This window comes from Desulfomicrobium baculatum DSM 4028 (genome assembly GCF_000023225.1).
GTDB lineage: Bacteria > Desulfobacterota > Desulfovibrionia > Desulfovibrionales > Desulfomicrobiaceae > Desulfomicrobium > Desulfomicrobium baculatum.
On sequence record NC_013173.1, the window covers coordinates 2880328 to 2902796 of the forward strand.

Below are 22469 nucleotides of genomic sequence, written 5' to 3' on the forward strand. Positions count from 1 at the left end.
GCGTGGCGCGCAGCAGGGAAATCAAACGCCGGGTCCTGGACCTCCTGGCCAGCGACGGCTGGGAGGCGGGGCTCGGCGATCTTGCGGACCTCGGGCAACAGGCCGTGGCGCCGCTCTTTTCGGCGCTGTGCAACCCTGCGCCGCTGGTCCGCTGGCATGCGGTCACGGGGTTTGGGGTCGTTGTCGCGGCCTTGGCGGGCACGGCTCCGGAAAAGGCGCGCGTGGTCATGCGCCGCTTCATCTGGAGCCTCAATGACGAATCCGGGGGCATCGGCTGGGGCGCGCCCGAGGCCATGGCCGAGATCATGACCGCAAGTCCCCTCATCGCAGCCGAATATCACAACCACCTCCTGGCCTACATCCACGAGGATCACTGCCGCCCCGACTGCTATCTGGAACACGCGCCCTTGCGCCGTGGGGCCGTATGGGGCGTGGGCCGGCTGGCGCAGGTCCGTCCGGATCTGGCGTCTAGGGCCGAACCCGATCTGCTCTGCGCCCTGGAAGACTGCGATACGGTTATCCGGGGCCTTTCGGCCTGGGCCTGCGGATTGCTCGGGCTGGCTTCCGCGCTGCCGAAACTCGGCGCCATGAGCCAGGACCAATCCGTCCTGGAACTGTACCGCGACCGCGAACTTCAGGAAACGACTCTGGCCATCCTGGCCGCGGAGGCCGTCTGCCGGATCACGGGCCACGCACCCGCACAAAACTAAAGGAGACTCACTATGGATGTGCTCATGTTATCCAGGCTTCAATTCGCCATGGCTACCATGTTTCATTTCATCTTCGTCCCGCTGACCCTTGGTCTGTCCATCCTGGTGGCCATCATGGAAACCAAGTATGTGCGCACGGGCGACGAGACATACAAGCGGATGACCAAATTCTGGGGCAAGCTCTTTGTCATCAACTTCGTGCTCGGCGTGGTCACGGGCATCACGCTTGAATTTCAGTTCGGCACCAACTGGTCCCGCTATTCCGAATACGTCGGCGACATCTTCGGGTCTCTCCTGGCCATCGAGGCCACCACGTCCTTTTTCCTGGAATCAACCTTTCTCGGCGCATGGATTTTCGGCTGGAACATCCTGTCCCCCAAAATGCACGCGGCCTGTATCTGGCTGGTGGCCATCGCCTCCAACCTCTCCGCCGCATGGATCCTGCTGGCCAACGCCTTCATGCAGAACCCGGTGGGCTATGTGCTCAGAAACGGCCGCGCCGAACTGGACAACTTCTTCCAGGTGCTCCTGAACCCCTTTGGCTGGCAGCAGTACGTGCACACCTTGAGCGGTGCGTTCACCCTGGCCGGGTTCTTCCTCATGGGCGTCTCCGCCTACCATCTGCTCAAAAAGCAGAACATCGACTTCTTCACCCGCTCCTTCAAGATGGGCATGGTCTTCGCCCTGGTCTTTTCGGCGTTGGTCGCGCTCCAGGGCCATCATCACGCCCAGGAAGTGGGCCGCATCCAGCCCGCCAAGCTGGCGGCCATGGAGTCCCTGTGGGAAACCCAGGAAAGCGCGCCCATGTATCTCTTGGTCGTGCCGGACGAAAAGAACGAAAAGAACGCCATCGAGCTTTTCGGCATTCCCGGCGGCCTTTCCTTTCTGGCCCACGGATCCTTCACGACGCCTGTGCAGGGCCTCAAGGATTGGCCGGCGGATGAGCGCCCGCCCGTCATGCTGACCTTCCTCTCCTTCCGGGCCATGGTCGGCATCGGCACGCTGCTGCCCATCCTCTGCATCTGGGCCTTTTTGCGCCGCAACAAGCTGACCGAAACGCCGCGCCTGCTTAAAGCCATGCTCTTCGCCATCCCCTTGCCCTATCTCGCCATCGAGGCGGGCTGGGTCGTGGCGGAAGTCGGGCGCCAACCCTGGATCGTCTACGGGCTCATGAAAACCGCCGACGCGGTCTCGCCCATCGTCACCTCCCAGGTTGCCTTCTCCCTGGTGGCCCTGACCCTGCTCTACGCGCTGCTTGGAGCCGTGGACATCTACCTGCTCTTCAAATTCGCCAAGAAAGGCCCGGCCGAGGCGTAAACCCGTTCGGATCACAAGGAGGATCGATTCATGCTTGAAACCATATGGTTCCTACTCTGGGGTGTGCTCTGGGCCGTTTATTTCGTGCTCGACGGATATGATCTGGGCATCGGAACCCTGGTCCCGTTCCTCGGCAAATCCGACACGGACCGCAGGGTCATGTTCAACGCCATGGGCCCCTTCTGGGACGGCAACGAAGTCTGGCTGATCACCGCCGGCGGCGTGACCTTCGCGGCATTTCCCAAAGCCTACGCGGTCATGTTCAGCGGCCTGTACACACCGCTCATGCTGCTGCTCTTTGCGCTCATCGTGCGCGGCGTGTCCCTGGAATTCAGGCATCAGGTCGACAGCCCGGCCTGGCGCAGGGTCTGGGACTGGGGCGCGACCATCGGCAGTTTCCTGCCTGCGCTGCTCCTGGGCGTGGCCTTTGCCAACATATTCATGGGCCTGCCCCTGGATGAGAACGGCGTCTTCCAGGGCAACCTGCTGACCCTCCTCAATCCGTACGGCCTGGCCGGAGGAGTGCTCTTCGTGCTGCTCTTCGTCATGCACGGCGCCCTGTGGCTGACGATCAAAAGCGAAGGCGACCTGCAGCAGCGCGCCGCCGGATTGGCCCGCAAGCTCTGGCCCGTGCTGGTGGCGCTCATCGGCGTCTTCGTGGTCCTGACGGTCATCTATACCAACCTGCTGGCCAACTACCTGCTCAATCCGCTGATGCTCGTCCTGCTGGCGATTCCGGTCCTGGCGCTCGTGCTCATGCGCCAGCAGATCGGCAAGCAGCACTGGTGGACCGCCTGGGGGCTGTCCGCGGCCCTCATCGCAGGCCTGACGCTCTTCGGCGTGGTCGGCCTGTACCCGGCGCTGCTGCCTTCGAGCATCTCCCCGGATTATTCCATCACCATCGCCAACGCAGCCTCCAGCACCCTGACCCTGTCCATCATGCTGGGCGTGACCCTGGTCTTCATCCCCATCGTAGCGGCCTACCAGTTCTGGCTCTACCGCACCTTCTCCCACAAGGTCACGGAAAAGGAACTGGCCCAGGATGGCGCGTACTAGCATCCGGCGCGGCTTAGAAAGACAATAAAAAAGGGGTGGCCGTTATGGTCACCCCTTTTTTTTGTGTCGCTACGACAGGTTGTTGCGATGGAAAATCCCCTGGCCTGCGCGGTAGTCCCGCCAAGGCCCGGCCGCCTAGAACACCCGGCTCGCGATCCAGCTTCCGGAGACAAAGACGCCGATGGTCGCGCCCAGGTTGGCGAAGATGACCACCAGCAGGATGCGGCTGACCGGATTGATCCAGAACCCCTTGACCGTCATGACGCTCATGGGCAGCTCTTCCAGGTCCGAGACCGTGGGCTTCTTGACCCAGGCCTGGACAAGCCCGGCCACCCAGCCTGCGGCGATAAGCGGATGCAGCGTGGTGATGGGCGCGGCCAGAAAGCTTGAGAGCACGGTCAGCGGATGTCCGAAGGCGGCCAGTGAGCCCAGGGCGGCTCCGATGCCGGTCACCAGCACCCAGATGGAGAGGGCGTCCATGGAGGCGTCAGCGCCGCCGCGGAAAAAACCGATGACCAGCAATGCGACGAAAAAACCGGGCAATCCCCACTTCCAGAAGGCACCCCATCTGGAGGGCGGAGGAAGCTCTTCCAGCGGGGCCAGATCGATCTCCTGTCCGAAGTATTTCTGCATGCCCGGCACGTGCCCGGCCCCGACCACGGCCACGATGTTCGTGCCCGGAGCCTTGCGGATCTTCTGCGCCAGGTAGATGTCGCGCTCGTCGATAAGGCGCTCTTTTATCTGGGGGAAGTTTTCCGCAAAAGAACCCATGATGGCGGCCAGCTGGTCTTTTTTCTTCAGGTCCTCGATGAGCGCCTTGTCCACGTCATCGTCGACAAAGATGCTTGTCAGAAGCTGGCTCATGAGCTGCAACTTCTTCCAGAAGCCAAGGTAGCCCCAGACGCGCTTCAAGGTCACCTGCACATCGCGATCGGCCAGGACCAGGGTGGCGCCGGTCTCGCCGGCCAGCCGCACGCCTTCCATCATCTCGGCGCCGGGTTGCACGCCCAGCTTGTCGCCGATCTTGCGGTAAAAGGCTTGCAACACGAGTTGCACCATGAGAAAGACCGCCTTGCCTTCTTTTATGACCTTGTAGATGTCCATCCGCTTCCAGTCGTCACGGCGGGTCATGGCCTGATGGCGGGCAGGGCAAAGCTCGACGCAGATGGAATCGGGACGCACGATTTCCACGGTCCGGCGCACATCCTCGACACTTTCCAGAGAAACGTGGGCGGTTCCGACGAGAAAAAACCTTTTCTCGCCCTCTTCGACCACGGTCACGCTTTCAGGCAAATTTTCAAAATCCACGCTATACCTCACGGGCCGGGCCCTGTTTATTGTCAAGATCCGCTTCGTTATCCGCAGCCTCACGGGAAAGCAAGCCCAGGCGGCCCCAAGCGTCCGGCGGACACATTTGTGCTTGTCAAATCAAAGCCCCTGAAGCATTCCGACCCTGACACCCCATCCGGAGCAGACATGTCCCACAGCAATTTCGACCAGCGCATGCGCAGCGCTCCCTACGCGACCATCTGGAACCTGGCCTGGCCGCAGATAGTGATGATGTTCTTTCACTTCCTGATCGGCTTTGTGGACGTATGGGTGGCAGGGCGCATCGGGCGGGAGACCCAGGCCCTCATGGGCGTCATGAGCCAGGCCATGTTCTTTTTCATGGTCGTGGCCATAGCCCTGGCCAACGGCAGCGTGGCCGCCATCAGCCAGAGTTCCGGGGCGGGACTGCCACGGCGCGTCAAGCGCTTCGTGGGACTGAGCATCGGCCTCGGCACGCTGACCGGAATCTTGATTCTCATCTTCGGGTTGTGGTTTGACGATCATTTCCTGAGCCTCTTGCAGATTCCTGCAGAGCTCATGCCCATCGCCGAATACCTGCTGCAGGTCAGCCTGTACATCATGCCCGCCTATTACCTGTTCACCATCAGCAACGCATTTTTCCGGGCCCAGAAAATCGTGACCCTGCCCCTGTATTCCATGATCCTGGTCACGGGCGTGAACACCCTGCTCGACCTCGGTCTGGGTCTTGGGCTGTGGGGACTACCCAACCTCGGTTACAAGGGCATTGCCTGGGCCACCTTCGTCTCCATCCTGTGCGGGACCGTTTATAATTTCGTGATGATGTTTCGCTGCGGCCTGCTCTCCCGCCAGAGCCTGGCCCCGTGGCGCTGGGTGCGGCTTGCCCTGCCCTACCTGATCAAGGTGGCCGCGCCGGCCGGACTCATGCAGCTGGTCTGGCACTCGGCCTACATGGTGCTCTACGCCATCACGGCCAGCCTCCCCTTCGATAATGTCGTCGCCATGGCGGGCATGAGCGCCGGCATCCGCATCGAAGCCCTGCTCTTTCTGCCCGGCATCGCCTTCAACTTCACCGCCTCCATTCTGGTCGGCCACTACCTCGGCCAGGGCCAAAAAGAGGAGGCCAAGCGTATCGGCTACAAGATCATGCTCGTGGGCGTAATCACCATGAGCGTCATCACCGGCCTGCTATGGCTGGTCATCGAACCGGTCATCGCCTTTGTCGCTCCGGACCTGCAGGTGCAGGAGGAAGCCATACGCTACCTGGCCTGGAACATGGCCGCCACGCCGCCGCTCTTGGCCGCCATGATCCTGGGCGGGGCCTTCACCGGCGCAGGCGCGACCATATACCAGGCCGTCATCTTCGGTACCGCGGCATGGCTGGTGCGCCTGCCGCTGGCCTACCTGCTGGGACACGTGGTATTCCAGTCCGCAAACGGGGTCTGGATGGCCATGTTCGCCTCCGTCCTGGTCCAGTGCGCCACGGCCCTGTATTTCTATCAGTACAAGGATTGGTACAAATTCACCCTGCGCAAAGACAGGAGAACAGCTTGAAATCCCTGCCCGGCCACTATCTCGGATCCGTCGTCAACTATGCGGCGGACACTCCCTGGGACCTGGAATACTCCCTGGTGCTCGACGCCCTGGGCCACTACCAGTTCTTTTCACGCAACGGCGAAGGACTGATCCGCCAGCGCAACGCCGGCACCTCCGGCCGGGCCTTCGCCCAGTTCGCGGTGCAGAACGGCTTTGATGCCGAGGAATTGCTGCGCGACCTGAGCTACATCGACAGCGGATTCGCCGACGACTTCGAAAACTTCCTCCAAAGCCGCAACAAAACAAGCTGACGCCATGCCCGAAGAAATAACCGCAATCGAACCGGCCAAGCCCTTGGCCCGGCAGGAAAGAAAGGACTCACCGTCCAGACCCCTCGCTTCCACCGGCACCGCACCTTCCCCGGACCCGCCCACCACACATCCGCACAAGGGCAGGCTCCTCGACGTCATCGCCTGAAGCCCGGCAACCCAAGAAAGAATTGACGCTCATCCTCACGCTGTATATTTGAAAAACCTCCCTGCCCGGGTGGTGGAAGTGGTAGACGCCAGGGATTTAAAATCCCTTGACCTTTAAGGTCGTGCCGGTTCAAGTCCGGCCCTGGGCACCATAAAATCAAGGACTTGTCGTAAAAAATGACAAGTCCTTTTTCTTTTCCATCAAGCAACTACCCGTTTAGTACAAAAATTAGGCAAGACAGGAGGTGCACCCTCCTAGCCCAACAAAATGACGTGTACGGATCTGCCGAGTCCAATTGCCACCAATGACAGCGATCGGTCACGAAGATGGTAAGGTCTTTACTATGGGGCCGACATCCCCTTGCCATGTGAGTAAAAAAGGAATATTTTATACTCATGAGCGCTTTCGAATACGATGAGGCCAAGAGCCAGGCCAATCTGGAAAAGCATGGAATCAGCTTTTCGGATGCCCAGGCTATATGGGCCGACCCTGACGCACTGGAGGTCCAGGCAAGGTCGGAGGATGAACCCAGATTTCTGGTCATCGGCATGATTGGCCAAAAGCATTGGTCTGCCGTCGTCACCTATCGAGGCACAATCACCCGTCTCATCTCAGTCAGGCGCTCCCGAAAAAGCGAGGTATATCTGTATGAAAGCTAAAGATTTCGACAAGAAGTTTGACCAGGGCACTGAGGACATCATGAGCAGCCTTGATCTGTCCACAGCACGTCGCGTCAACCAGGAGCAGCGGCGGATCAACGTCGACTTTCCCGTTTGGGTAGTGGACTCTCTGGACCGTGAGGCGGCCAGGATTGGCGTCACACGGCAGTCAATTATCAAGGTCTGGCTGGTTGAACGCCTAAAAGCGGAAGCCGCCAATAAGTGCCACGCCTGCGCAGCCGAAAAATAGAACCTGCGACACTTCTGTGCAAATCCACGGCAACTGTATGGGCTTTTTGAAACCAAATGCCAGGGAGACGCGAACTATGTCGGCTTTGCATTCGTTGAGATGGACTGCGGCGGTGTTGATCGGCGCCATTTGCTTCCTGGGGTGGCCATTGCCGGACCCGGCCCGATGCGCGACGGGTTCCGCCGGGCAGGATATGCGCGAATTGGAACAGGATGGTAAGCTCACCGTCCGGGCCCTGCGTGGCTGGAACATGCTGCCTGAGCCGTTCATGCAGCTTGCGCTGTCGCTCCATCAAAGCGGGATCGACATCCTCGGGGCCGACCTGCAGGCAATTCAGGCCCTGGCGCAAAAGGCCAAAAGCGCAAGCGCCGGCGATCTGGCCGGGCATGCCGATACCCTCGAAAAACTGGCCAGATATATGGAGGAATTCGCGGCCCGGCAGGCAAGCGACCACGCCGCGACGCTCTCAAGTGGATCGGCCCACGAAGACGGCAAGCCGCAGGCTGTGGAGGTGGTCTCAGTCCCGGTTGCATTGCCTGTGCAGGACTCTGATTTGCTCGGCACGGACGATTACGACTGGCAGAAAGCTTCGGATCTGCCGGCTGAAAAAAAGGCCATCGAGCAGCGCATGACGGGGTTCCAAGAAGCCATGGATCGCAAGGACATACCGGCGGCGACAGCCCTCATCGCCGCAGACCGGCGCGACGTGTATTCGGCCCTGTTCGCCGCGAAGCCCGATGCCATGCCGTCATTTGGCGCCCTGTTCGAATCTGCGAAAATCACGTTTCTCAGTCCTCCCCCCGAGCCGCAGAAGAATATCACGCTCAGGACTGCGGAGTATGCGCTGGAACTGGACGGGTTCACCTTTTATGTACGGTGGATTAAAAATGACGACACCTGGTTTCTGGCCGACTTCTAAAGAGGCTTTGGCTATGCGGATGAAACTCTTTTCCTGCGTGCTTTTTCTTCTTCTTGTAGCGCCCATTTCTCACGAAGCTTCCGCGTGGGATCAGGGAACGCATCGGCAGATCAACTACGAAGCGGTCAACGTTTTTTATCGGCAGATGGAAGGAAAGAAGAAATATCTTCTCGGACCATTGCCGGATGAATTGCGCAAAGAGCCATATCGCGGGATTGCCGTGACCAGTTCCGGCCTGGATGTCGGGCATTACAGGATCGTCGCAGGATCCTTCACCATGCCGCAATGGATAGTTGTGGGCGGCGACTGGGCCGACGAACCGCATCTGTATGCGTCCGTGCGGCATTTCTACGACCCGCTTGGCCTCGTGAAACCGTATCTGACGGACCAGTTCTGGGCCCACGGCGTCCTGTACGAAGCTCCCGGGATCGACGCAAAGACCTGGGGCCTGGAGCACCCCGACAACCCGTTCAGCTTCCGGCAGGGGCTCACCTATTACAAGCTCGCCATGGAGGTTGCCGAAAACGTTCCCCTGCCGCGCATGCTCGCCCCTACTCATTTCAAGCTCAATCTGGACCTCGCCCCGACCAATCATGCCGAGCAGCGCCGCATCTATCTCGCCCTGGCGTATCGGTCCCTGGGGGAGGCCATGCACATGATGGGCGACATGACGCAGCCCGCGCACGTCCGCAATGACTCCCACCCGCTTGACGAACCCATCGAAACGCGGACCTTCAGCGAGCATGTCCGCGCTGCCGCCGCGGACCCCTTCCTGGACCCGCGACTGACTCCCTTTCTGGCCAGCGCCGGCGGAACGCTCCAGGAACCGGAGCGTCTGTTCCGCGAAGTGGCGGGCTTCACCAACAAGCATTTTTATTCCGAGGACACGATCCACGACAAGGCGTCCGGCATCATTCCGAACAATTACGACCCGCTTTTGGCGCACGCCTACCCGGCCCCGCAGTTTTCCGATTTGCGGGAAAGCGCGACCTCGGTCCAGGGCTATCTGATCAAGCGAAGGGTGAAGCGTTACGAGGGGCAAGGGGGAGCCTTCGACTGGACGACCGTGCCCATGGCGCAGGAGCGGCTCAGTTTTCACTGGTTCGATCCGGACCAATCCATCTGGATCGACCCGCTGGAGTCCGCCGCCGCCTACTCAGGTGCCACGGGACGCTATCACATCCCAAACGCCTACGCGCCGAAACAGGCCAAGGTACTGCTGCCCATCGCGATCCATGCCAATGCGGATCTGATGGACATGTTTTTTCCGACCATGGAGCTTGTCTGCGCCTTTGCCGAGAAAGGCGTTCAGAAAGGCGACGCGCCCGGCGGTGAGGAATATTCCAGACATGTCATCCAGGTCGACACAGCCATGACGCATCACCAGGAGCAGGACGTGGCCTGGAAAGCATATGCTCTGAAGATCGAATACACGGGGCCGGCAACTCTGGTCATCAGCCGGGACGCAAAGCCGGTCACGAAACGCGCGCTGCATTTTCGCAAGGGAAAGCTCGAAGCGATCGAAAAGGCGGACGGCACGCTGGAGAAGAAGGAATTGCGGCTTTACGCCCCACTAGGTGAGCACGCCCTGATCGAGGAAGAGGAGTTTTATCACATTGAGGACGGCCAGACTGTCCATGTGGAGATCGAGGCGGGAACGAGGCGCTTCAAGAGCGAACCCTGGACCTACAAGGAAGAGGAAAAGACGGTCACCATCCTGCCGCCGCGAATCGTGACATACGAAATGGCCGAGGGCGCCAGCGAGGTCACGCACGAGTTCGAAGCGGCCGCCCGTCCCGATGACGCCTATCGCTACGTGTGGGATTTCGGCGACGGGACGACCTTCTCCGAGGCCGTGCAGCCGGGAGGTACGTCTAAGACGAGCCACACCTATGCAAATCTGAAGGCCGGTACCCGCTTCCATCCCCAAGTAAAACTGGAAAGCGCGAGCGGTGCACCCTTGGCCAAGGACTCCATATCCATCGACATTACGGAAAAAGAAGACGCCGCTCCAACTCCCGCGGCAGACAAGGGCGAGGGTCGCTGGATGCTGACCAGAACCTGGCAGGACATCCTTGAGGAGACGCGTTTCAATACCGTCAAGGTTCAAGGCGGGGAAACATCCGCCACGATCAATATCGTCGTGTCGGATAAGAGCGCGACCTGGACATTCGACTACGCAGCCAGCTGGTCGCCGTTGCCGGTCTCTGCTGCGCCAAGAGAAGAGGTGGACATACGGTTGAGCATCGACAAGGCGCAGGGGCCATCTCCGTGGCCTGTCTGGTCATGCGGCCTTGAGATTAACGATGGGCGCTACAAAGGGAACAACTATCCGCCCCTCAAGGCAGCCTTTCTCGCTAACATGCACAAATGGCATTCCATCTGGATCGGCCATCAAGACAAGGCAACAAAGGCGTCAGAAACGACCTATACCATCTCGTTTGGAAACGATCCCAAGAAGGGAGAAAAACAGGTGGTGACCATTCGCTTCGTAGGTCATGGCTGCGGAGCGGGCATCGCCCACGGTGCGATTCACCAGTTTTACGAGTACACCTATCAGCCCTGAGCGCCGGGTTTAACATGGGACGTGCCTGATCTGCGATAGAAGCAGGTGTCTTTTTGCGCGGCTTGGGCTTGGGGAGGCTTATTCCCGTACTACTTTCAAACCCAGCACATGTTCCATCGGATCAAAATCCCTGTCGTTGTGGATAAGGTCAAAGCCATTCTCAATGCAAAATGTCGCGATAAGAACATCGATGGTCTTGCGTACCGTGATGCCTTTCCTGCGTAAGATGCGATAGTTCTGTGCCGCTGCGATTGCCACGTCTCTACCGACAAGATCCCTGTATTCCAGGCTCTCCATGAGTTGCCTGGCCATCTGAAAATCTTTTTCCCCACTGAATCCTTGAAGAAGTTCGGTCATGATCAGGTCACCGATAATGATGCGCGATCTGGAAAGCTCACGATCCAGCACCTCCGTGTGCGGAGCGATGACCCCACGGAAGTAATCGATCCAGGCAGAGGTATCCGCGACAATCATGAATCTTTTCTCATGGCGTCAAGATCCCCCACCCACGTCAGCTTGCCCCGAAACTGCCGGATGGACTCCTGCTTCTTCATGGCAATCAGCAGGCGCAGGCCTGCCTCTACCGCCTCCTTCTTGGTGTTGAGTCCAGAGAGTTCCAAGGCCTGACCCATCAACTGGTCATCAATGACAATATTGGTACGCATGACGCCTCCTATGTGTATGCTTGTACATTATTATACACACGGAACACTTCCGTCTACCTGAATTCATGGGTGGGAAGATCGCTGCTTTATCCCTGCCTCCATCCCTGCCACCGTCCCTGCCTTTACGCTGCCTTTATCGCTGCCTTTATCGCTGCCTTTACGCTGCCTTTATCGCTGCCTTTATCGCTGCCTTTCCCGCTGCCTCTGTCGCTGCCTTTATCGCTGCCTTTACGCTGCCTTTATCGCTGCCTTTATCGCTGCCTTTCCCGCTGCCTCTGTCGCTGCCTTTATCGTTGCCTTTGTCGCTGCCTCTGTCGCTGCCTTTATCGTTGCCTTTGTCACTGCCTCTGTCGCTGCCTTTAACCCTGCCTTCCCTCACGCCATCTTCGGCACAAACAACACCGGACCGGGGTAGTCGCGCATGATGCTGTCCGATGTCAGCAGGGATATTCCCTCGCTTTTGGCCTGGGCCAGCAGCATCCTGTCGAAGGGGTCCTTGTGAAGCATCGGCAGATCATTGACCGCAAGGGCGTGCAGGCTTGTGATGCACAGCTCATTGTACTGGTTGTCCAGCAGGCCGCGCCGCAACACTTCCGGGTCGACCCGAAAATCGCTCCTGCCAAGGCTTTTCTTGATCCCGATCTCCCAGATGCTGACAGAGCTGAAATACAGCGTGTTGCTTACGTCGCCGACCAGACTTTCGGCTTTGCCGGGCAATGTGCCTGCCGCCGCCCACAGCAGCATGTGCGTGTCGAGGAGCAGCTTCACCTGGCACCTTCAAACAGGCTCTGGATCTCTTCCTTGCCCATGGAATCAAAATCGTCAGGGACTTCAATCATGCCCTGCAAAAACCCGATCCGTTTTGCCGGATCAGGCGGCGGAGAAAATGCCGTCACGGTGACCATGGGCTTGCCGGACTTGGCGATGATAAAAGGCTCACCGTTCACAGCCTGCTCGATCAGGCGGGACAGATTCGTCTTGGCATCATGAATGTTCACCTGGTGCATAGGGCCTCCAAAAGTTAGCTAAGTTCATGACTAAGTCTACTAGCTCTGAAGCCAAAGTCAACACTTTGCGGACTGATAACGCTAGGTCGTTGACAGACCATTGACACGCAATGCAACCATCTGTACATATTTTCTGTACAACTCCACCGGAGGTTACCATGCTGCAAACTACATACACTGATGCCCGCGCCAATTTCGCCAGCTTGTGCGATGAAGTGACTGAAAACCAGGAAATAGTCATCATCCGCCGTCGCAAAGGCCAAAGCGTGGCCATGATCGACGCGGCCGAGTTGCAAAGTTTGGTCGAAAGTGCGCATCTCATGCGCTCGCCGAAAAACGCCGAGCGACTGCTGGCGGCCCTGGACAGGGCGCTCAAGGGCCAGGGCACGGCCTCGGACATTGACCGGTTGAAGACTGAGGTTGGCCTTGCGGAATAAGGACCGGATAGCGGTCTTCCAGCCCGAATTTCGCGAGGACCTGCGACACTGGGTCCAGACCGACCGCCGCGTCGGCCTGCGCGTCCTGGAACTGGTCGAGGCCGTCATGCGCGAGCCCTTCCAAGGCATCGGCAAACCCGAACCCCTCAAATACCTCGCCCCCGGCATCTGGTCGCGACGCATCACCCAGGAACACCGATTGGTGTACGTGGTGCGGGATGATCGGGTGGATTTTTTGCAGGCGCGGTATCATTATTGAGGTTTTTTTGTCCGCATCCTTCCGTCGCTGTCTCCGTCGCTGTCTCCGTCGCTGTCTCCGTCGCTGTCTCCGTCGCTGTCTCCGTCGCTGTCTCCGTCGCTGTCTCCGTCGCTGTCTCCGTCGCTGTCTCCGTCGCTGTCTCCGTCGCTGTCTCCGTCGCTGTCTCCGTCGCTGTCTCCGTCGCTGTCTCCGTCGCTGCCTCTGTCGCTGCCTTTATCGTTGCCTTTGTCGCTGCCTTTGTCGCTGCCTCTATCGCTGCCTCTATCGCTGCCTCTGTCGCTGCCTCTACCGCTGCCTCTACCGCTGCCTCTACCGCTGCCTTCCCCACCCCCACAAGCCGCAACGCGAGTTTTTATCAATAATTTTTGAGTATTAGATATAAAAAATGGCTGATTTCTGGCTGACGACCTCATTCTAAGGTCGAAAAAAGGCCTTTTTTTGAAGATAAAAGCCAATATTTCAGTATGTTTTTGGTCTCTGTTTTTGGTCTCAGAGACCCAGCTCCGGAAAGCCAAACTGCGTTCACAATCGCAAAAAAAGGGGCCTATGGGGCAAGCCGCTAACCTTCGTGTTGATAGTTAGCGTTAAAAAAAGATATAATTATTCACTGATTGCTGTTGGTGAATCGAGAACACTCCATCCTTCGCAAACCGAATATTTTTGGACACTTACGAGCTTTCCTTAGCGACCCTTGGGGGCGGGGCGGCAAACCCAAGCTCCGGCCATCCCTAAAGCGGCAAAAAAAACGGCAATCATTTTAGTCTTGATGTTAACAACCTATTGATATAAAGATAATATAACTAAAAAACAATCCGGCATTTTTTAGGTTTAAAAATGATTAAAACAGAAAGTGTTGACTCTATGGAACCGATGCTTCCGCCAGACGGAAGCCGCAAGCTGGAAAACCTTGCCTTTGATCTTGCAACCAAGGCTTCCGGCTTGGCAAGCCAGGTGCAGCCAACAGTCCGCGAGAGCGTCGGAAACCTCGTACGCTCAATGAACTGCTACTATTCCAATCTCATCGAGGGTCACGACACACATCCGCGTGACATCGACCGCGCTCTTGCTCATGCTGACTATTCAAGCGACCCGCGAAGGCGAAGTCTACAAAAAGAAGCAGTCGCCCATATTGAGGTCCAACAAATGATCGACAGCGGCGAGGATTTGCGCATTGAACCGACAAGTGCTGAATATATCGCATGGCTGCACAATGAGTTTTGCAAACGACTGCCGGAAGAAATGCTCTGGATCGAGAATCCAGACACAAGAGAGTCTATTCAGATTAAAGGGGGAATCTTGCGGGACGGATGGGTTCAGGTTGGAAAGCATATTCCGCCTAACGCTGAGGATTTGCCGCGCTTTCTCAACCGCTTTGCCGAGGCTTACAACAGCAATAAACTTTCTCGCCAAAGTCAGATTATTGCTGTTGGTGCTGCTCATCATCGTTTGCTGTGGATTCATCCTTTCTTTGATGGAAACGGGCGCGTGACGCGTCTCATGTCTCATGCTTCGCTTCAACGGTGCGGGGTTGGAAGCAGTCTTTGGTCTGTGGCGCGAGGGCTTGCCCGCAACGTGCATGACTACAAAGCTTTGCTCATGTCTGCCGATAGCCAGCGTCGAAGCGACTTTGACGGGAGAGGAACATTATCCACCAAAACTCTAACCGAGTTTTGCGAATTTTTTTTGTCGATCTGCATAGACCAAGTAGATTACATGGCCTCGCTCTTGGAACCAAACGATTTCCTTCGCAGAATGCGCTTGCATATCGAAGATGAAATAGCTGTCGGATCTTTGCCCAAGGGTTCTTTTCATCTGCTGCGCGAGGCGTGGCTTACAGGAGAGGTGCAGAGAGGGCGCGCCCCTGAGATCACGAGCTATGGGGAGCGCATGGCCCGCAGTGTCGTCTCATCCCTCATCAAGAAGGGTTATCTTAAATCGCAGACTCCCCGATCTCCCCTATTCCTCGCATTTCCTCTGGATGCCGTTGAAAGGTGGTTCCCAAGATTGTATCCGCAAAACAAGGTTTGAAGCCGAAACCATATGAACGTCCAAGTCATTGAAAATTATTCCGGAAACCCCGCCTATGCGGAGGTCCCGTGGGATGAGTACAGATCAATGGTAGAACGTCTTGAAGAGCTTCAGCACATCGTGGACGCTGGCGACTGCTGAACGGGGAGAATCCGCTTCGCGTCTGGCGTGAGTATCGCTGCATGACAACGGCAACCCTGGCCGCCACCGTCGGGGTCACACCTTCGGCCATTTCCCAAGTTGAAACTGGCAAGCGGGGCCTATCAGTGGACTTGCTCAAGAAACTTTCCCAAACGTTTCAGGTGGATATGGATGATCTTGTAGACTGATGTGGTGAGTGGTGAACAGTGAATGGATGGGAGGGCCTTTATCGCTGCCTTTCCCCGCTGCCTTCCCTCACGCCGTCTTCGGCACAAACAACACCGGACCGGAACTGGTCGAGGCCGTCATGCGCGAGCCCTTCCAAGGCATCGGCAAACCCGAACCCCTCAAATACCTCGCCCCCGGCGTCTGGTCGCGACGCGTCACCCAGGAACACCGATTGGTGTACGTGGTGCGGGATGATCGGGTGGATTTTTTGCAGGCGCGGTATCATTATTGAGGTTTTTTTTGTCCCCATCCTTCCGTCGCTGCCTCCCCCTGACCCTATCCCTGCTCAGGCCATTTTTGACGTGTATGCAGGAGCCTTAAAATGTGAATCGCCAGGCCTTGCTCACGATAGACGAGGCCATAGGGCAGGCCAGGCACTACAAGTTCCCGAGTGTCCACTGCGGCCCCACTGCGACCCATCTGGGGGAACTGGTCCAAACGTTCGCTGGCTGTCCGGATCGCCTGGGCAACTCGGTGCGCGGCCTTTGCATCATCAGCGGCGATGTATTCAAGCACGATGCCCAGATCTTTTGCGGCGGGTATCGTCCATCTGGGCATCTTACGCCCCGTATTTATTGAAGATTGCCGTCACTTCCTCCGGGGAAGCGAACTCGCCTTTATCGGCGGCCGCAATGCCTTTTTGGACCTCCACCTCAAACCAGGCCTGATGCTCCAGGATGTCGTCCAGAGCTTTGTTCAGCAGCCAGTTACGGCTTCTGCCCATGGACGTGGCGATAGCGTCGATACGCTCAATTTTGTCTTTTGATGCACGAAAACTGGTGGATACGGTTTCTGCGGTGCTCATGATGATTCCTCCGTGTAGTCATGATAACTACAAGTGACTGCACTGACAAGCAGGCCACCGCTCCGCCCACTGAGGTGAATAGTGATTGGCAAGGCACGCTGCCTCTGTCGCTACCTCCGTCGCTGCCTTTCCCGCTATTCCCCCCTCAGCAACGCCTCAAACTTGGCGACAACCTCTTCGAGCACAGACTCGTCCACCGAGGCTACGAACTTGACCCCCCGCACCCGCCAATCCAGATTCGTGATCTGATCCGCCAGCGCAACACCCGAGATCAATGGGTTGCCTTCAATCCGGACCTCGAAAGGGTAGCCCTTGATCTGGCTCGTGATTGGGCAGCACAGCAACAGCCCTGTCCGCCCGTTATACGAAGCGGGCGAGATCACCAGCGCCGGGCGATGGCCCGCCTGTTCATGTCCGGCCTGGGGGGTGAAATTCATCCATACGGCATGGCCGCGATCGGGGACGTACATTACAGCAGCTCCTGGCCCACGGGCTCGTCCATGAAGGCCTCGCCATGGACATTCTCCGGGGTTATCCCGGCCAGCAACTCGCTGAGCGCGTACCTCCCGCGCATGGGTTTGATAACGATCTCGCCCTTTCTAAATGAGATATCGACGAGCGAATTCTCGGAAAGACCACAATCCTTGACGATGGAGTTTGGTATTCTGAGGGCCAGACTGTTGCCCCATTTGACGGTTTTGGCTTCCATACATACCTCCGAGTTAATGTATCTACATAGTAGACACATCAAACATCTTTGGCAAGCAGGTTCAGAGAAAAGGAAGTGGTGGCCGTGCGGCATAAAGCGAAAAATCAAGGCACCTGCCTGACCACAGGACCCGAAAAGGATGCGGGATGGTGAATGGTGAATAGTGAATGGATGGGAGGGGGATAACGGCGAGGATGGGTGGTGGACGGAGGCAGTGAGCTATCTTGAGCATTATCGCTGCCTCTATCGCTGCCTCTGTCGCTGCCTTTGTCGCTGCCTTTGTCGCTGCCTTTGTCGCTGCCTCTATCGCTGCCTCTGTCGCTGCCTCTGTCGCTGCCTCTGTCGTTGCCACCGTCGTTGCCTCCGCCCCTGCCTTTATCCCTGCCTCCCCATGGAATAAAAAAAGGCGGGATAAACCCGCCTGAAGCTTTGAAACCAGTCCTGTCCGATCAGACTATCCGCCGCCTGCGTAATCCGACCAGTCCAATCAGACCGGAGCCAAGGAGGAGTGCCGCGCCGGGGATTGGAACGGCCCGGGCAGCGAAGACGAGATCATCGAAATCACCGTCCAGCCCATTGAACTCATCATCGAATCCAAAAAGGTACGTACCCGCTATGATTTTAACAGTATTAATGCTAACATCTTGATTCAAGAGATAGATTTTAACCTGATTAGACCACTTATCGATAGACACACTCTCATTATTCGAAACTTGAGGAGTAGTAATTCCTAGCGCAGAAACATCAAGCGAATATTCTATTTCACCAGGTTTACTACTTCTGCTGTGAAAAATTACTCCAGCAGAAGCAGAAATAAGCTCTAGTTTATCAGTAGCGTACGTATCTGATCCAATATATTGAAAATTAAATATCCCATCTAATTTCTCATATATAGGCATAGATTCTACATTTATAAAAAAATCAGAACCATTTTCTAATAGCCTTGTGACTGAATCGTAAGAAACTGCATGCGCTTGACCAGCAAAAAAAAGTATCACAATCCAAAACACACAAATTTTCTGCCCGATTTTCATTCCCATCTCCTTTGACAAGCGGCATTTGACGCACGCCCACACTGGGACTCGCGACACTCATTTCCATGAGCAATAACCATTCCGCAACACCGCCGTGCCGAACAATAGCTATGCTCTGGACTTGAGAGACCCATCCAAAAAAAAATGAGACCAGCTGTACCTAGCCGGAAAAACACCGTTTAACAGAGTTCCATGTCAAACAGTAGCGAACAGACGCTGGCCGAAAACTGCATTGCTCCAACAGATTCTTGAGACTTGAGATACCCGTAATTCTAGGTCCAATCCGGCAAGACAAAAGGGGTGCATGGTAACTGGCCAGAACAAATGTAATTCATTCTCCAAAAATTCAACTGGACAAACTCACAGTCCAACACGGTCAGACTAGAAGCCCATCGAAGCCCCTTACCATCCCCTTCTGAAACCACGCATCTGGATGTGAGCAAAACAGTCCAACAAGAAAAATGTTAAGAATCAGAAGGATGGAATTTCCGACTCCTCCTGCGAATGAATGCGAATATCGGCATGCTCTATGCTTTCCTCCATTGTTCACAACTTTCAGCGGGAAACGTACAATCATTAGGCTGCGCCATGTGCTTGCGGCGATTCAATCAATTCTAAAGGGGGGATTTTTTATGTACCGTAAAATGAATATCCTTTTTATTGGAGTTGCGCTGCTCTTGTTTACAGCAAGCGCGCAAGCATCGCTCAATTTCAGCTACAACCTTGACCATGGAACTGCCGCCAATGGCGGAGGCGACTGGTGGCCTTATGCAGAGTTCAACATAAATTTTAGTGATACTTTTCAAGGTGTCACGGAAACTTTTGGATATTGCGCAGAATTTGAAAACACAATATATTATGAGTCTTATGAATTTGAAGACAGGGAAATTTCAGGAATTGGAGAATACAGAGCTGCTTGGCTTATGGATAAATATGCATTTCGAGATAGCCACTACGAAGGCTTAAGTAGTTCTGACGGCAACAAAATCACGGCATTACAGGCTTCAGTATGGAGCTTACTAGGAACAACCAATGAGTGGGCTCCAATTAACGCCCCTCAAGACATTCTAGATCTTTACACTGTGATGATGGCAGAAGCTACTGATATGGATATGGAACAACTCGAAAGCCTTGGCCTTGACCTAAAATACCAAATCCTCATGCCAAACATTCAGTTGCCCGAGAGGACTGAGGGCAATTTCCAAGACCTGATCGTCCGCACCAATGCAGTACCACTCCCCGGCGCGGCCATGCTGCTCGCCCCGGTACTCCTCGGCCTGGTCGGCATCCGCAGAAAACTCGCCGCATAAGCGACACCACAGCACAAAAGGCGGAGCCACCCTCCGCCTTTTCACTACCCCGTCGCCAGCTATTTGAATTACAACGCCAATCCCAAATTTCGCTGCCTCTGTCGTTGCCTCCGTCGCTGCCTTTGTCGTTGCCTCTATCGTTGCCCCCTCCCCCTACCAGCACCACTGTTTCTCACAAGGAATACCGTCATTGTCACCGTCCATGGCTGTGCCCGGGCAATTGTCGAGGAAGAATTGCGCTTCCTCACACGATGTCATCTGTGAGCAGTGGGTTCTGCCGTCGCATTGGAATTTCTGCGGTGCGGCGGGTGCAGCGGCGGACATTGCGGGCGATGGCTCAGGTGGAAACTCACGGTCTTTTAAAAAAAAATGGTATCCGAATATGGCCGTGCAAATGATGAGAAGAATCACGTTTTTCATAATATGCTTTCGATAACATCAGTATGCTTCATGCATCAAAGCCACACCGTAAAAAATCACCTCGCCTCACCTCTATCGCAGCCTCCACCCTTGTCGTTATCACTGCCTCTCCCGGTGCCTCCGTCGCTGCTTCCGTCACTGCCTTTGTCGTTGCCTTTCACAGACTCTCCCGCTGCCAATCCAATCTTGCAGGACAAAACGAATAAAAAAAGGGCAGAGAATGTCCCTGCCCTGATTGTGTCTTTCAAGTGTCCGATTGAATCAGACCAATTGCCTACGCCGTATGCCGACCAGTCCCAGAATGGCGGAGCCAAGGAGCAGGGCTGCACCTGGAATTGGGACGGGCGCGGTAGTGAATGTTGCTCTGACGGTCATGCTGGCCGGGCTTGATGCTGAAAGGGGAACGTCCCCAATCCACTCGGCAGCCTGATTGAAGGAATCTTTTAAAGAATTGTATCCGCTAGCCCAGGTACCAGTGCTACTAAGTACTCCATAGGAAATGGGGGCAGCGCCATTAACCGACCAGATGGCCGAGTTACTACTCAGATACTCGCCCACACCGGTCACGGAAAACTGGCCGAGGAATGCCATTGGGCCAGCACCCTGTGCTTCTGTTTTCGGATCATCAATATTATAACCGTTAACAACTTCCCACTGCAGGATGTATGTTGTCCCGGCCAAAAGCCCGCTGTAGGTATCACTCAATGGCACCCACCAGTTGGTTTCTTTAGACCCAAAGTTCTGAACGAAACCATTCGGACCAATCAATGAAAAGTTGGTAACAAAATTGTCCGATGTAAACGCATAGTTGAGGTCGATAGAAGCCAAAGCCCCAGAGGACCAGCAAACAAGGACCAGGCTGCAAAGAATCGCGGAAAGATGCTTCTTCATGGTGTGCTCCAGAATTCCGATATTGTGAGACCCACCCGTCAAAGCAAAAGGCATTCCAAAAAAACGTCCAACCACACAAGACTCGGACCGACCAAAGCGAGGCATTAAACCGCCCCCCATACGTCTAGCGAGCAAACTAACATAAAATTCCATCAACCCGATCAAGTCAAAAAAATTGCCCAACCTTCCGCAGCGGTTTAGCTATGATCGTCCACGGATAAGGCTTAAGGCCGTTAACGGACCAGGCCTTGCGATCCATGGCGTTGGCTTTGAGGCGGTTTTTAAGGCTCGCGTTGCTGGCCCCTCCTGTTCGCATTTTGACCAAGACGTGCGGAATATAGGAGGTGGTTATCCTGTTTTTGACCAGAAAGCGCAGCATTAGTTCATAGTCCGCTGCCGAACCGAGGTTCAGGTTGAAGAGGCCGAATCGTTCGTACACGCTTCGGCGAACAAAGAAAGTTGGGTGCGGTGGCATCCAACCCCAGTAGAAGCTGCGTTCATGCATCTGCCCTGCCCTCCAGTGCCGCACCACCTTGGTGGCATCAGGAGTCACGTACTGCAAATCCCCATAGCATGAATCCACGGATGGGTCGGTAAAGACATCGGACACGCGCTCAAGGACCTGGTTGTCAGCGTAAAAATCGTCGGAATTGAGGATGCCGATAACGTCACCCGTGGCCAGGGCGATACCCTTGTTCATGGCGTCGTAGATGCCGTGGTCGGTTTCGGAGACCACTTTGGCAACGTGAGGGAAAGAGCGGACTGTTTCCAGGGTGGCATCCTTGGAGCCGCCGTCGATGATGATGTGCTGGGCGGAGGTGGTTTGGGATTGCACGCTGGTTAGACAGGAGGAGACGAGGGTGGCGCTGTTGTAGGTAGCGGTGATGATGGAAATGTCAGGCACGGAGCATCTCGGCTTTGAGTTCTTTGAATCTTTTGGCGATCTCTCTTTCATACCGGGTCATGAACAGGCACATGTCCAGCCCTGCCCTGCCGTCCAGAAAACCGCGCTTGAAAACGTACATATAGAGAAAGCGCAGCAACCAGCGGCACGGCAGATAAGGCCAGATCCGCTCCTTGATAGCCCGGCGGCGCTCCAGCGCATTGCCAAAAAAAGAAGGCTTCAAGCCCGCAGTAGAACTCTGCAAAACCGTCTTGACCATTTCACGAGCTTCAAGGTCCGCATAGCGCAAATGCTTTTGCCACAAAAAATCCCTGCCCCGCCTGTCTTCATGATGCATTTCACCGCGAAGATAGCCAACCGGACCGTCAACGATCATGTGTTCATGAACGTCCCGCTCTTCGTAACGCGCCATGCCTCGACGAAAAAAACGCAGATTCCAGGATGGGTAATAGCCGCAATGCCTGATCTCTTGCCCTACCCAAACAAAGTATCGGTTCACATAGTAACCTGCCGTTGTATTGTCGGGGTCGGATGCGATGCGGATCAACTCTTCACGGAGCTCGTCAGTGATGGATTCATCGGCATCGAGAATAAAAACCCAGTCGGAAGTAAATGGCAAATTATCCAAGCCCCAATTTTTTTGGCGGGCATACCCTTCCCATGAATGGAAAACGAATGTTGTCCCGGCTTCCTCGGCGATACGCTGAGTCGAGTCTGTGGAGCCAGAGTCGAGCACGAACACTTGATCGGCAAAAGTGCAGCTGGTGAGGGCATTGGAAAGATTCTTTTCTTCGTTTTGTGTAAGGATTAAAAAAGAAATATTGGATGCCACA

At 56.0% G+C, this 22469-nt stretch carries 30 protein-coding genes and 1 tRNA gene; 17 read left to right on the top strand and 14 right to left on the bottom strand.

Annotation, left to right across the window (positions count from 1 at the left end):
- Positions 1-2: 2 nt before the first annotated feature.
- From DBAC_RS12595 to cydB, 3 genes are read left to right on the top strand one after another with little or no spacing between them, the layout of a single operon-like run.
- Entirely contained in the window at positions 3-710 is a 708-nt protein-coding gene (locus tag DBAC_RS12595) for a DVU0298 family protein (protein ID WP_015774685.1), read from the top strand.
- A 12-nt stretch (positions 711-722) separates the two neighbouring features.
- Positions 723-2027: a cytochrome ubiquinol oxidase subunit I gene (locus tag DBAC_RS12600; RefSeq protein ID WP_015774686.1), complete on the top strand. Its 1305-nt coding sequence runs from the start codon at positions 723-725 to the stop codon at positions 2025-2027.
- A gap of 30 nt (positions 2028-2057) precedes the next feature.
- Complete coding sequence (cydB, locus tag DBAC_RS12605; RefSeq protein WP_015774687.1) at positions 2058-3083, top strand: cytochrome d ubiquinol oxidase subunit II; 1026 nt, start codon at positions 2058-2060, stop codon at positions 3081-3083.
- Positions 3084-3218: 135 nt separating this feature from the next.
- On the opposite strand, the gene DBAC_RS12610 is transcribed toward cydB, so the two are convergent.
- Positions 3219-4391 carry a TraB/GumN family protein gene (locus DBAC_RS12610; RefSeq protein ID WP_015774688.1) on the bottom strand — a complete coding sequence of 391 codons (1173 nt, stop codon included), beginning with the start codon at positions 4389-4391 and terminating at the stop codon, positions 3219-3221.
- A 168-nt stretch (positions 4392-4559) separates the two neighbouring features.
- On the opposite strand from DBAC_RS12610, the gene DBAC_RS12615 reads away from it, so the two are divergent.
- The 8 genes from DBAC_RS12615 to DBAC_RS12645 all read left to right on the top strand — a co-directional run bounded on the left by DBAC_RS12615 (position 4560) and on the right by DBAC_RS12645 (position 10798).
- Positions 4560-5945 carry an MATE family efflux transporter gene (locus DBAC_RS12615; protein ID WP_015774689.1) on the top strand — a complete coding sequence of 462 codons (1386 nt, stop codon included), beginning with the start codon at positions 4560-4562 and terminating at the stop codon, positions 5943-5945.
- A complete protein-coding gene (locus DBAC_RS12620; RefSeq protein ID WP_015774690.1) occupies positions 5942-6238 on the top strand; it encodes a hypothetical protein in 297 nt (98 codons plus the stop codon). The genes DBAC_RS12615 and DBAC_RS12620 overlap by 4 nt, the downstream gene beginning before the upstream one ends.
- A gap of 4 nt (positions 6239-6242) precedes the next feature.
- Positions 6243-6404 (top strand): hypothetical protein, encoded by a 162-nt coding sequence (locus tag DBAC_RS19245; RefSeq protein ID WP_153304565.1) that lies wholly within the window; start codon positions 6243-6245, stop codon positions 6402-6404.
- Between the two features lie 63 nt (positions 6405-6467).
- Positions 6468-6555 (top strand) — tRNA-Leu (locus DBAC_RS12625).
- A gap of 244 nt (positions 6556-6799) precedes the next feature.
- Positions 6800-7063, top strand: coding sequence for a BrnT family toxin (locus tag DBAC_RS12630; protein WP_015774691.1), 264 nt, complete (start codon positions 6800-6802; stop codon positions 7061-7063).
- Entirely contained in the window at positions 7053-7313 is a 261-nt protein-coding gene (brnA, locus tag DBAC_RS12635) for a type II toxin-antitoxin system BrnA family antitoxin (protein ID WP_015774692.1), read from the top strand. Before DBAC_RS12630 ends, brnA begins: the two co-directional genes overlap by 11 nt.
- A 193-nt stretch (positions 7314-7506) precedes the next feature.
- The gene (locus DBAC_RS12640) at positions 7507-8232 is read left to right on the top strand and encodes a hypothetical protein (protein WP_143890929.1); all 726 of its coding nucleotides are present in this window, start codon (positions 7507-7509) and stop codon (positions 8230-8232) included.
- Between the two features lie 19 nt (positions 8233-8251).
- Complete coding sequence (locus tag DBAC_RS12645; RefSeq protein ID WP_167320940.1) at positions 8252-10798, top strand: hypothetical protein; 2547 nt, start codon at positions 8252-8254, stop codon at positions 10796-10798.
- 78 nt (positions 10799-10876) lie between these two features.
- Here the strand turns inward: DBAC_RS12645 and vapC are convergent, their stop codons facing one another.
- The 4 genes from vapC to DBAC_RS12670 form a co-directional block, all read right to left on the bottom strand.
- Complete coding sequence (gene vapC, locus DBAC_RS12650; protein WP_015774695.1) at positions 10877-11272, bottom strand: type II toxin-antitoxin system VapC family toxin; 396 nt, start codon at positions 11270-11272, stop codon at positions 10877-10879.
- Entirely contained in the window at positions 11269-11463 is a 195-nt protein-coding gene (locus tag DBAC_RS12655) for a type II toxin-antitoxin system VapB family antitoxin (protein WP_015774696.1), read from the bottom strand. Before DBAC_RS12655 ends, vapC begins: the two co-directional genes overlap by 4 nt.
- A 375-nt stretch (positions 11464-11838) precedes the next feature.
- On the bottom strand, positions 11839-12231 hold the full coding sequence (locus DBAC_RS12665; protein ID WP_015774697.1) for a type II toxin-antitoxin system VapC family toxin: 393 nt from the start codon (positions 12229-12231) through the stop codon (positions 11839-11841).
- On the bottom strand, positions 12228-12470 hold the full coding sequence (locus DBAC_RS12670) for a type II toxin-antitoxin system Phd/YefM family antitoxin (RefSeq protein ID WP_015774698.1): 243 nt from the start codon (positions 12468-12470) through the stop codon (positions 12228-12230). Before DBAC_RS12670 ends, DBAC_RS12665 begins: the two co-directional genes overlap by 4 nt.
- Positions 12471-12628: 158 nt before the next feature.
- Between DBAC_RS12670 and DBAC_RS12675 the strand changes: the two genes are divergently transcribed.
- The 5 genes from DBAC_RS12675 to DBAC_RS12700 all read left to right on the top strand — a co-directional run bounded on the left by DBAC_RS12675 (position 12629) and on the right by DBAC_RS12700 (position 15795).
- Positions 12629-12907 carry a type II toxin-antitoxin system Phd/YefM family antitoxin gene (locus tag DBAC_RS12675; protein ID WP_015774699.1) on the top strand — a complete coding sequence of 93 codons (279 nt, stop codon included), beginning with the start codon at positions 12629-12631 and terminating at the stop codon, positions 12905-12907.
- Positions 12897-13166 carry a Txe/YoeB family addiction module toxin gene (locus DBAC_RS12680; protein ID WP_015774700.1) on the top strand — a complete coding sequence of 90 codons (270 nt, stop codon included), beginning with the start codon at positions 12897-12899 and terminating at the stop codon, positions 13164-13166. The genes DBAC_RS12675 and DBAC_RS12680 overlap by 11 nt, the downstream gene beginning before the upstream one ends.
- Before the next feature lie 834 nt (positions 13167-14000).
- Complete coding sequence (locus DBAC_RS12690; RefSeq protein WP_015774702.1) at positions 14001-15194, top strand: Fic family protein; 1194 nt, start codon at positions 14001-14003, stop codon at positions 15192-15194.
- Between the two features lie 137 nt (positions 15195-15331).
- Positions 15332-15523 carry a helix-turn-helix transcriptional regulator gene (locus tag DBAC_RS20050; protein ID WP_435050782.1) on the top strand — a complete coding sequence of 64 codons (192 nt, stop codon included), beginning with the start codon at positions 15332-15334 and terminating at the stop codon, positions 15521-15523.
- 11 nt (positions 15524-15534) lie between these two features.
- On the top strand, positions 15535-15795 hold the full coding sequence (locus tag DBAC_RS12700) for a Txe/YoeB family addiction module toxin (protein ID WP_043810964.1): 261 nt from the start codon (positions 15535-15537) through the stop codon (positions 15793-15795).
- Positions 15796-15839: 44 nt separating this feature from the next.
- Here DBAC_RS12700 and DBAC_RS20055 read toward each other — a convergent pair whose 3' ends face one another.
- From DBAC_RS20055 to DBAC_RS19455, 5 genes are all read right to left on the bottom strand, one after another.
- Positions 15840-16121: a type II toxin-antitoxin system RelE/ParE family toxin gene (locus tag DBAC_RS20055; protein ID WP_043810969.1), complete on the bottom strand. Its 282-nt coding sequence runs from the start codon at positions 16119-16121 to the stop codon at positions 15840-15842.
- A gap of 1 nt (position 16122) precedes the next feature.
- A complete protein-coding gene (locus DBAC_RS12710) occupies positions 16123-16368 on the bottom strand; it encodes a CopG family ribbon-helix-helix protein (RefSeq protein WP_015774705.1) in 246 nt (81 codons plus the stop codon).
- Between the two features lie 134 nt (positions 16369-16502).
- Positions 16503-16838, bottom strand: a complete 336-nt coding sequence (gene mazF / locus DBAC_RS12715) for an endoribonuclease MazF (RefSeq protein ID WP_015774706.1) — start codon at positions 16836-16838, stop codon at positions 16503-16505.
- Positions 16838-17077 (bottom strand): AbrB/MazE/SpoVT family DNA-binding domain-containing protein, encoded by a 240-nt coding sequence (locus tag DBAC_RS12720; protein ID WP_015774707.1) that lies wholly within the window; start codon positions 17075-17077, stop codon positions 16838-16840. The genes mazF and DBAC_RS12720 overlap by 1 nt, the downstream gene beginning before the upstream one ends.
- Before the next feature lie 449 nt (positions 17078-17526).
- Positions 17527-18111 (bottom strand): hypothetical protein, encoded by a 585-nt coding sequence (locus tag DBAC_RS19455; protein WP_015774708.1) that lies wholly within the window; start codon positions 18109-18111, stop codon positions 17527-17529.
- A gap of 632 nt (positions 18112-18743) precedes the next feature.
- On the opposite strand from DBAC_RS19455, the gene DBAC_RS12730 reads away from it, so the two are divergent.
- Positions 18744-19421, top strand: a complete 678-nt coding sequence (locus DBAC_RS12730; RefSeq protein WP_015774709.1) for a hypothetical protein — start codon at positions 18744-18746, stop codon at positions 19419-19421.
- A gap of 153 nt (positions 19422-19574) precedes the next feature.
- Here the strand turns inward: DBAC_RS12730 and DBAC_RS19970 are convergent, their stop codons facing one another.
- The 4 genes from DBAC_RS19970 to DBAC_RS12745 form a co-directional block, all read right to left on the bottom strand.
- Entirely contained in the window at positions 19575-19841 is a 267-nt protein-coding gene (locus DBAC_RS19970) for an excalibur calcium-binding domain-containing protein (protein ID WP_081434438.1), read from the bottom strand.
- 261 nt (positions 19842-20102) lie between these two features.
- The gene (locus DBAC_RS12735; protein ID WP_043810983.1) at positions 20103-20732 is read right to left on the bottom strand and encodes a VPLPA-CTERM sorting domain-containing protein; all 630 of its coding nucleotides are present in this window, start codon (positions 20730-20732) and stop codon (positions 20103-20105) included.
- 166 nt (positions 20733-20898) lie between these two features.
- Positions 20899-21636 (bottom strand): glycosyltransferase family 2 protein, encoded by a 738-nt coding sequence (locus DBAC_RS12740; RefSeq protein ID WP_015774711.1) that lies wholly within the window; start codon positions 21634-21636, stop codon positions 20899-20901.
- Positions 21629-22468: a glycosyltransferase family 2 protein gene (locus tag DBAC_RS12745; protein ID WP_015774712.1), complete on the bottom strand. Its 840-nt coding sequence runs from the start codon at positions 22466-22468 to the stop codon at positions 21629-21631. The genes DBAC_RS12740 and DBAC_RS12745 overlap by 8 nt, the downstream gene beginning before the upstream one ends.
- Between the last annotated feature and the right edge of the window lies 1 nt (position 22469).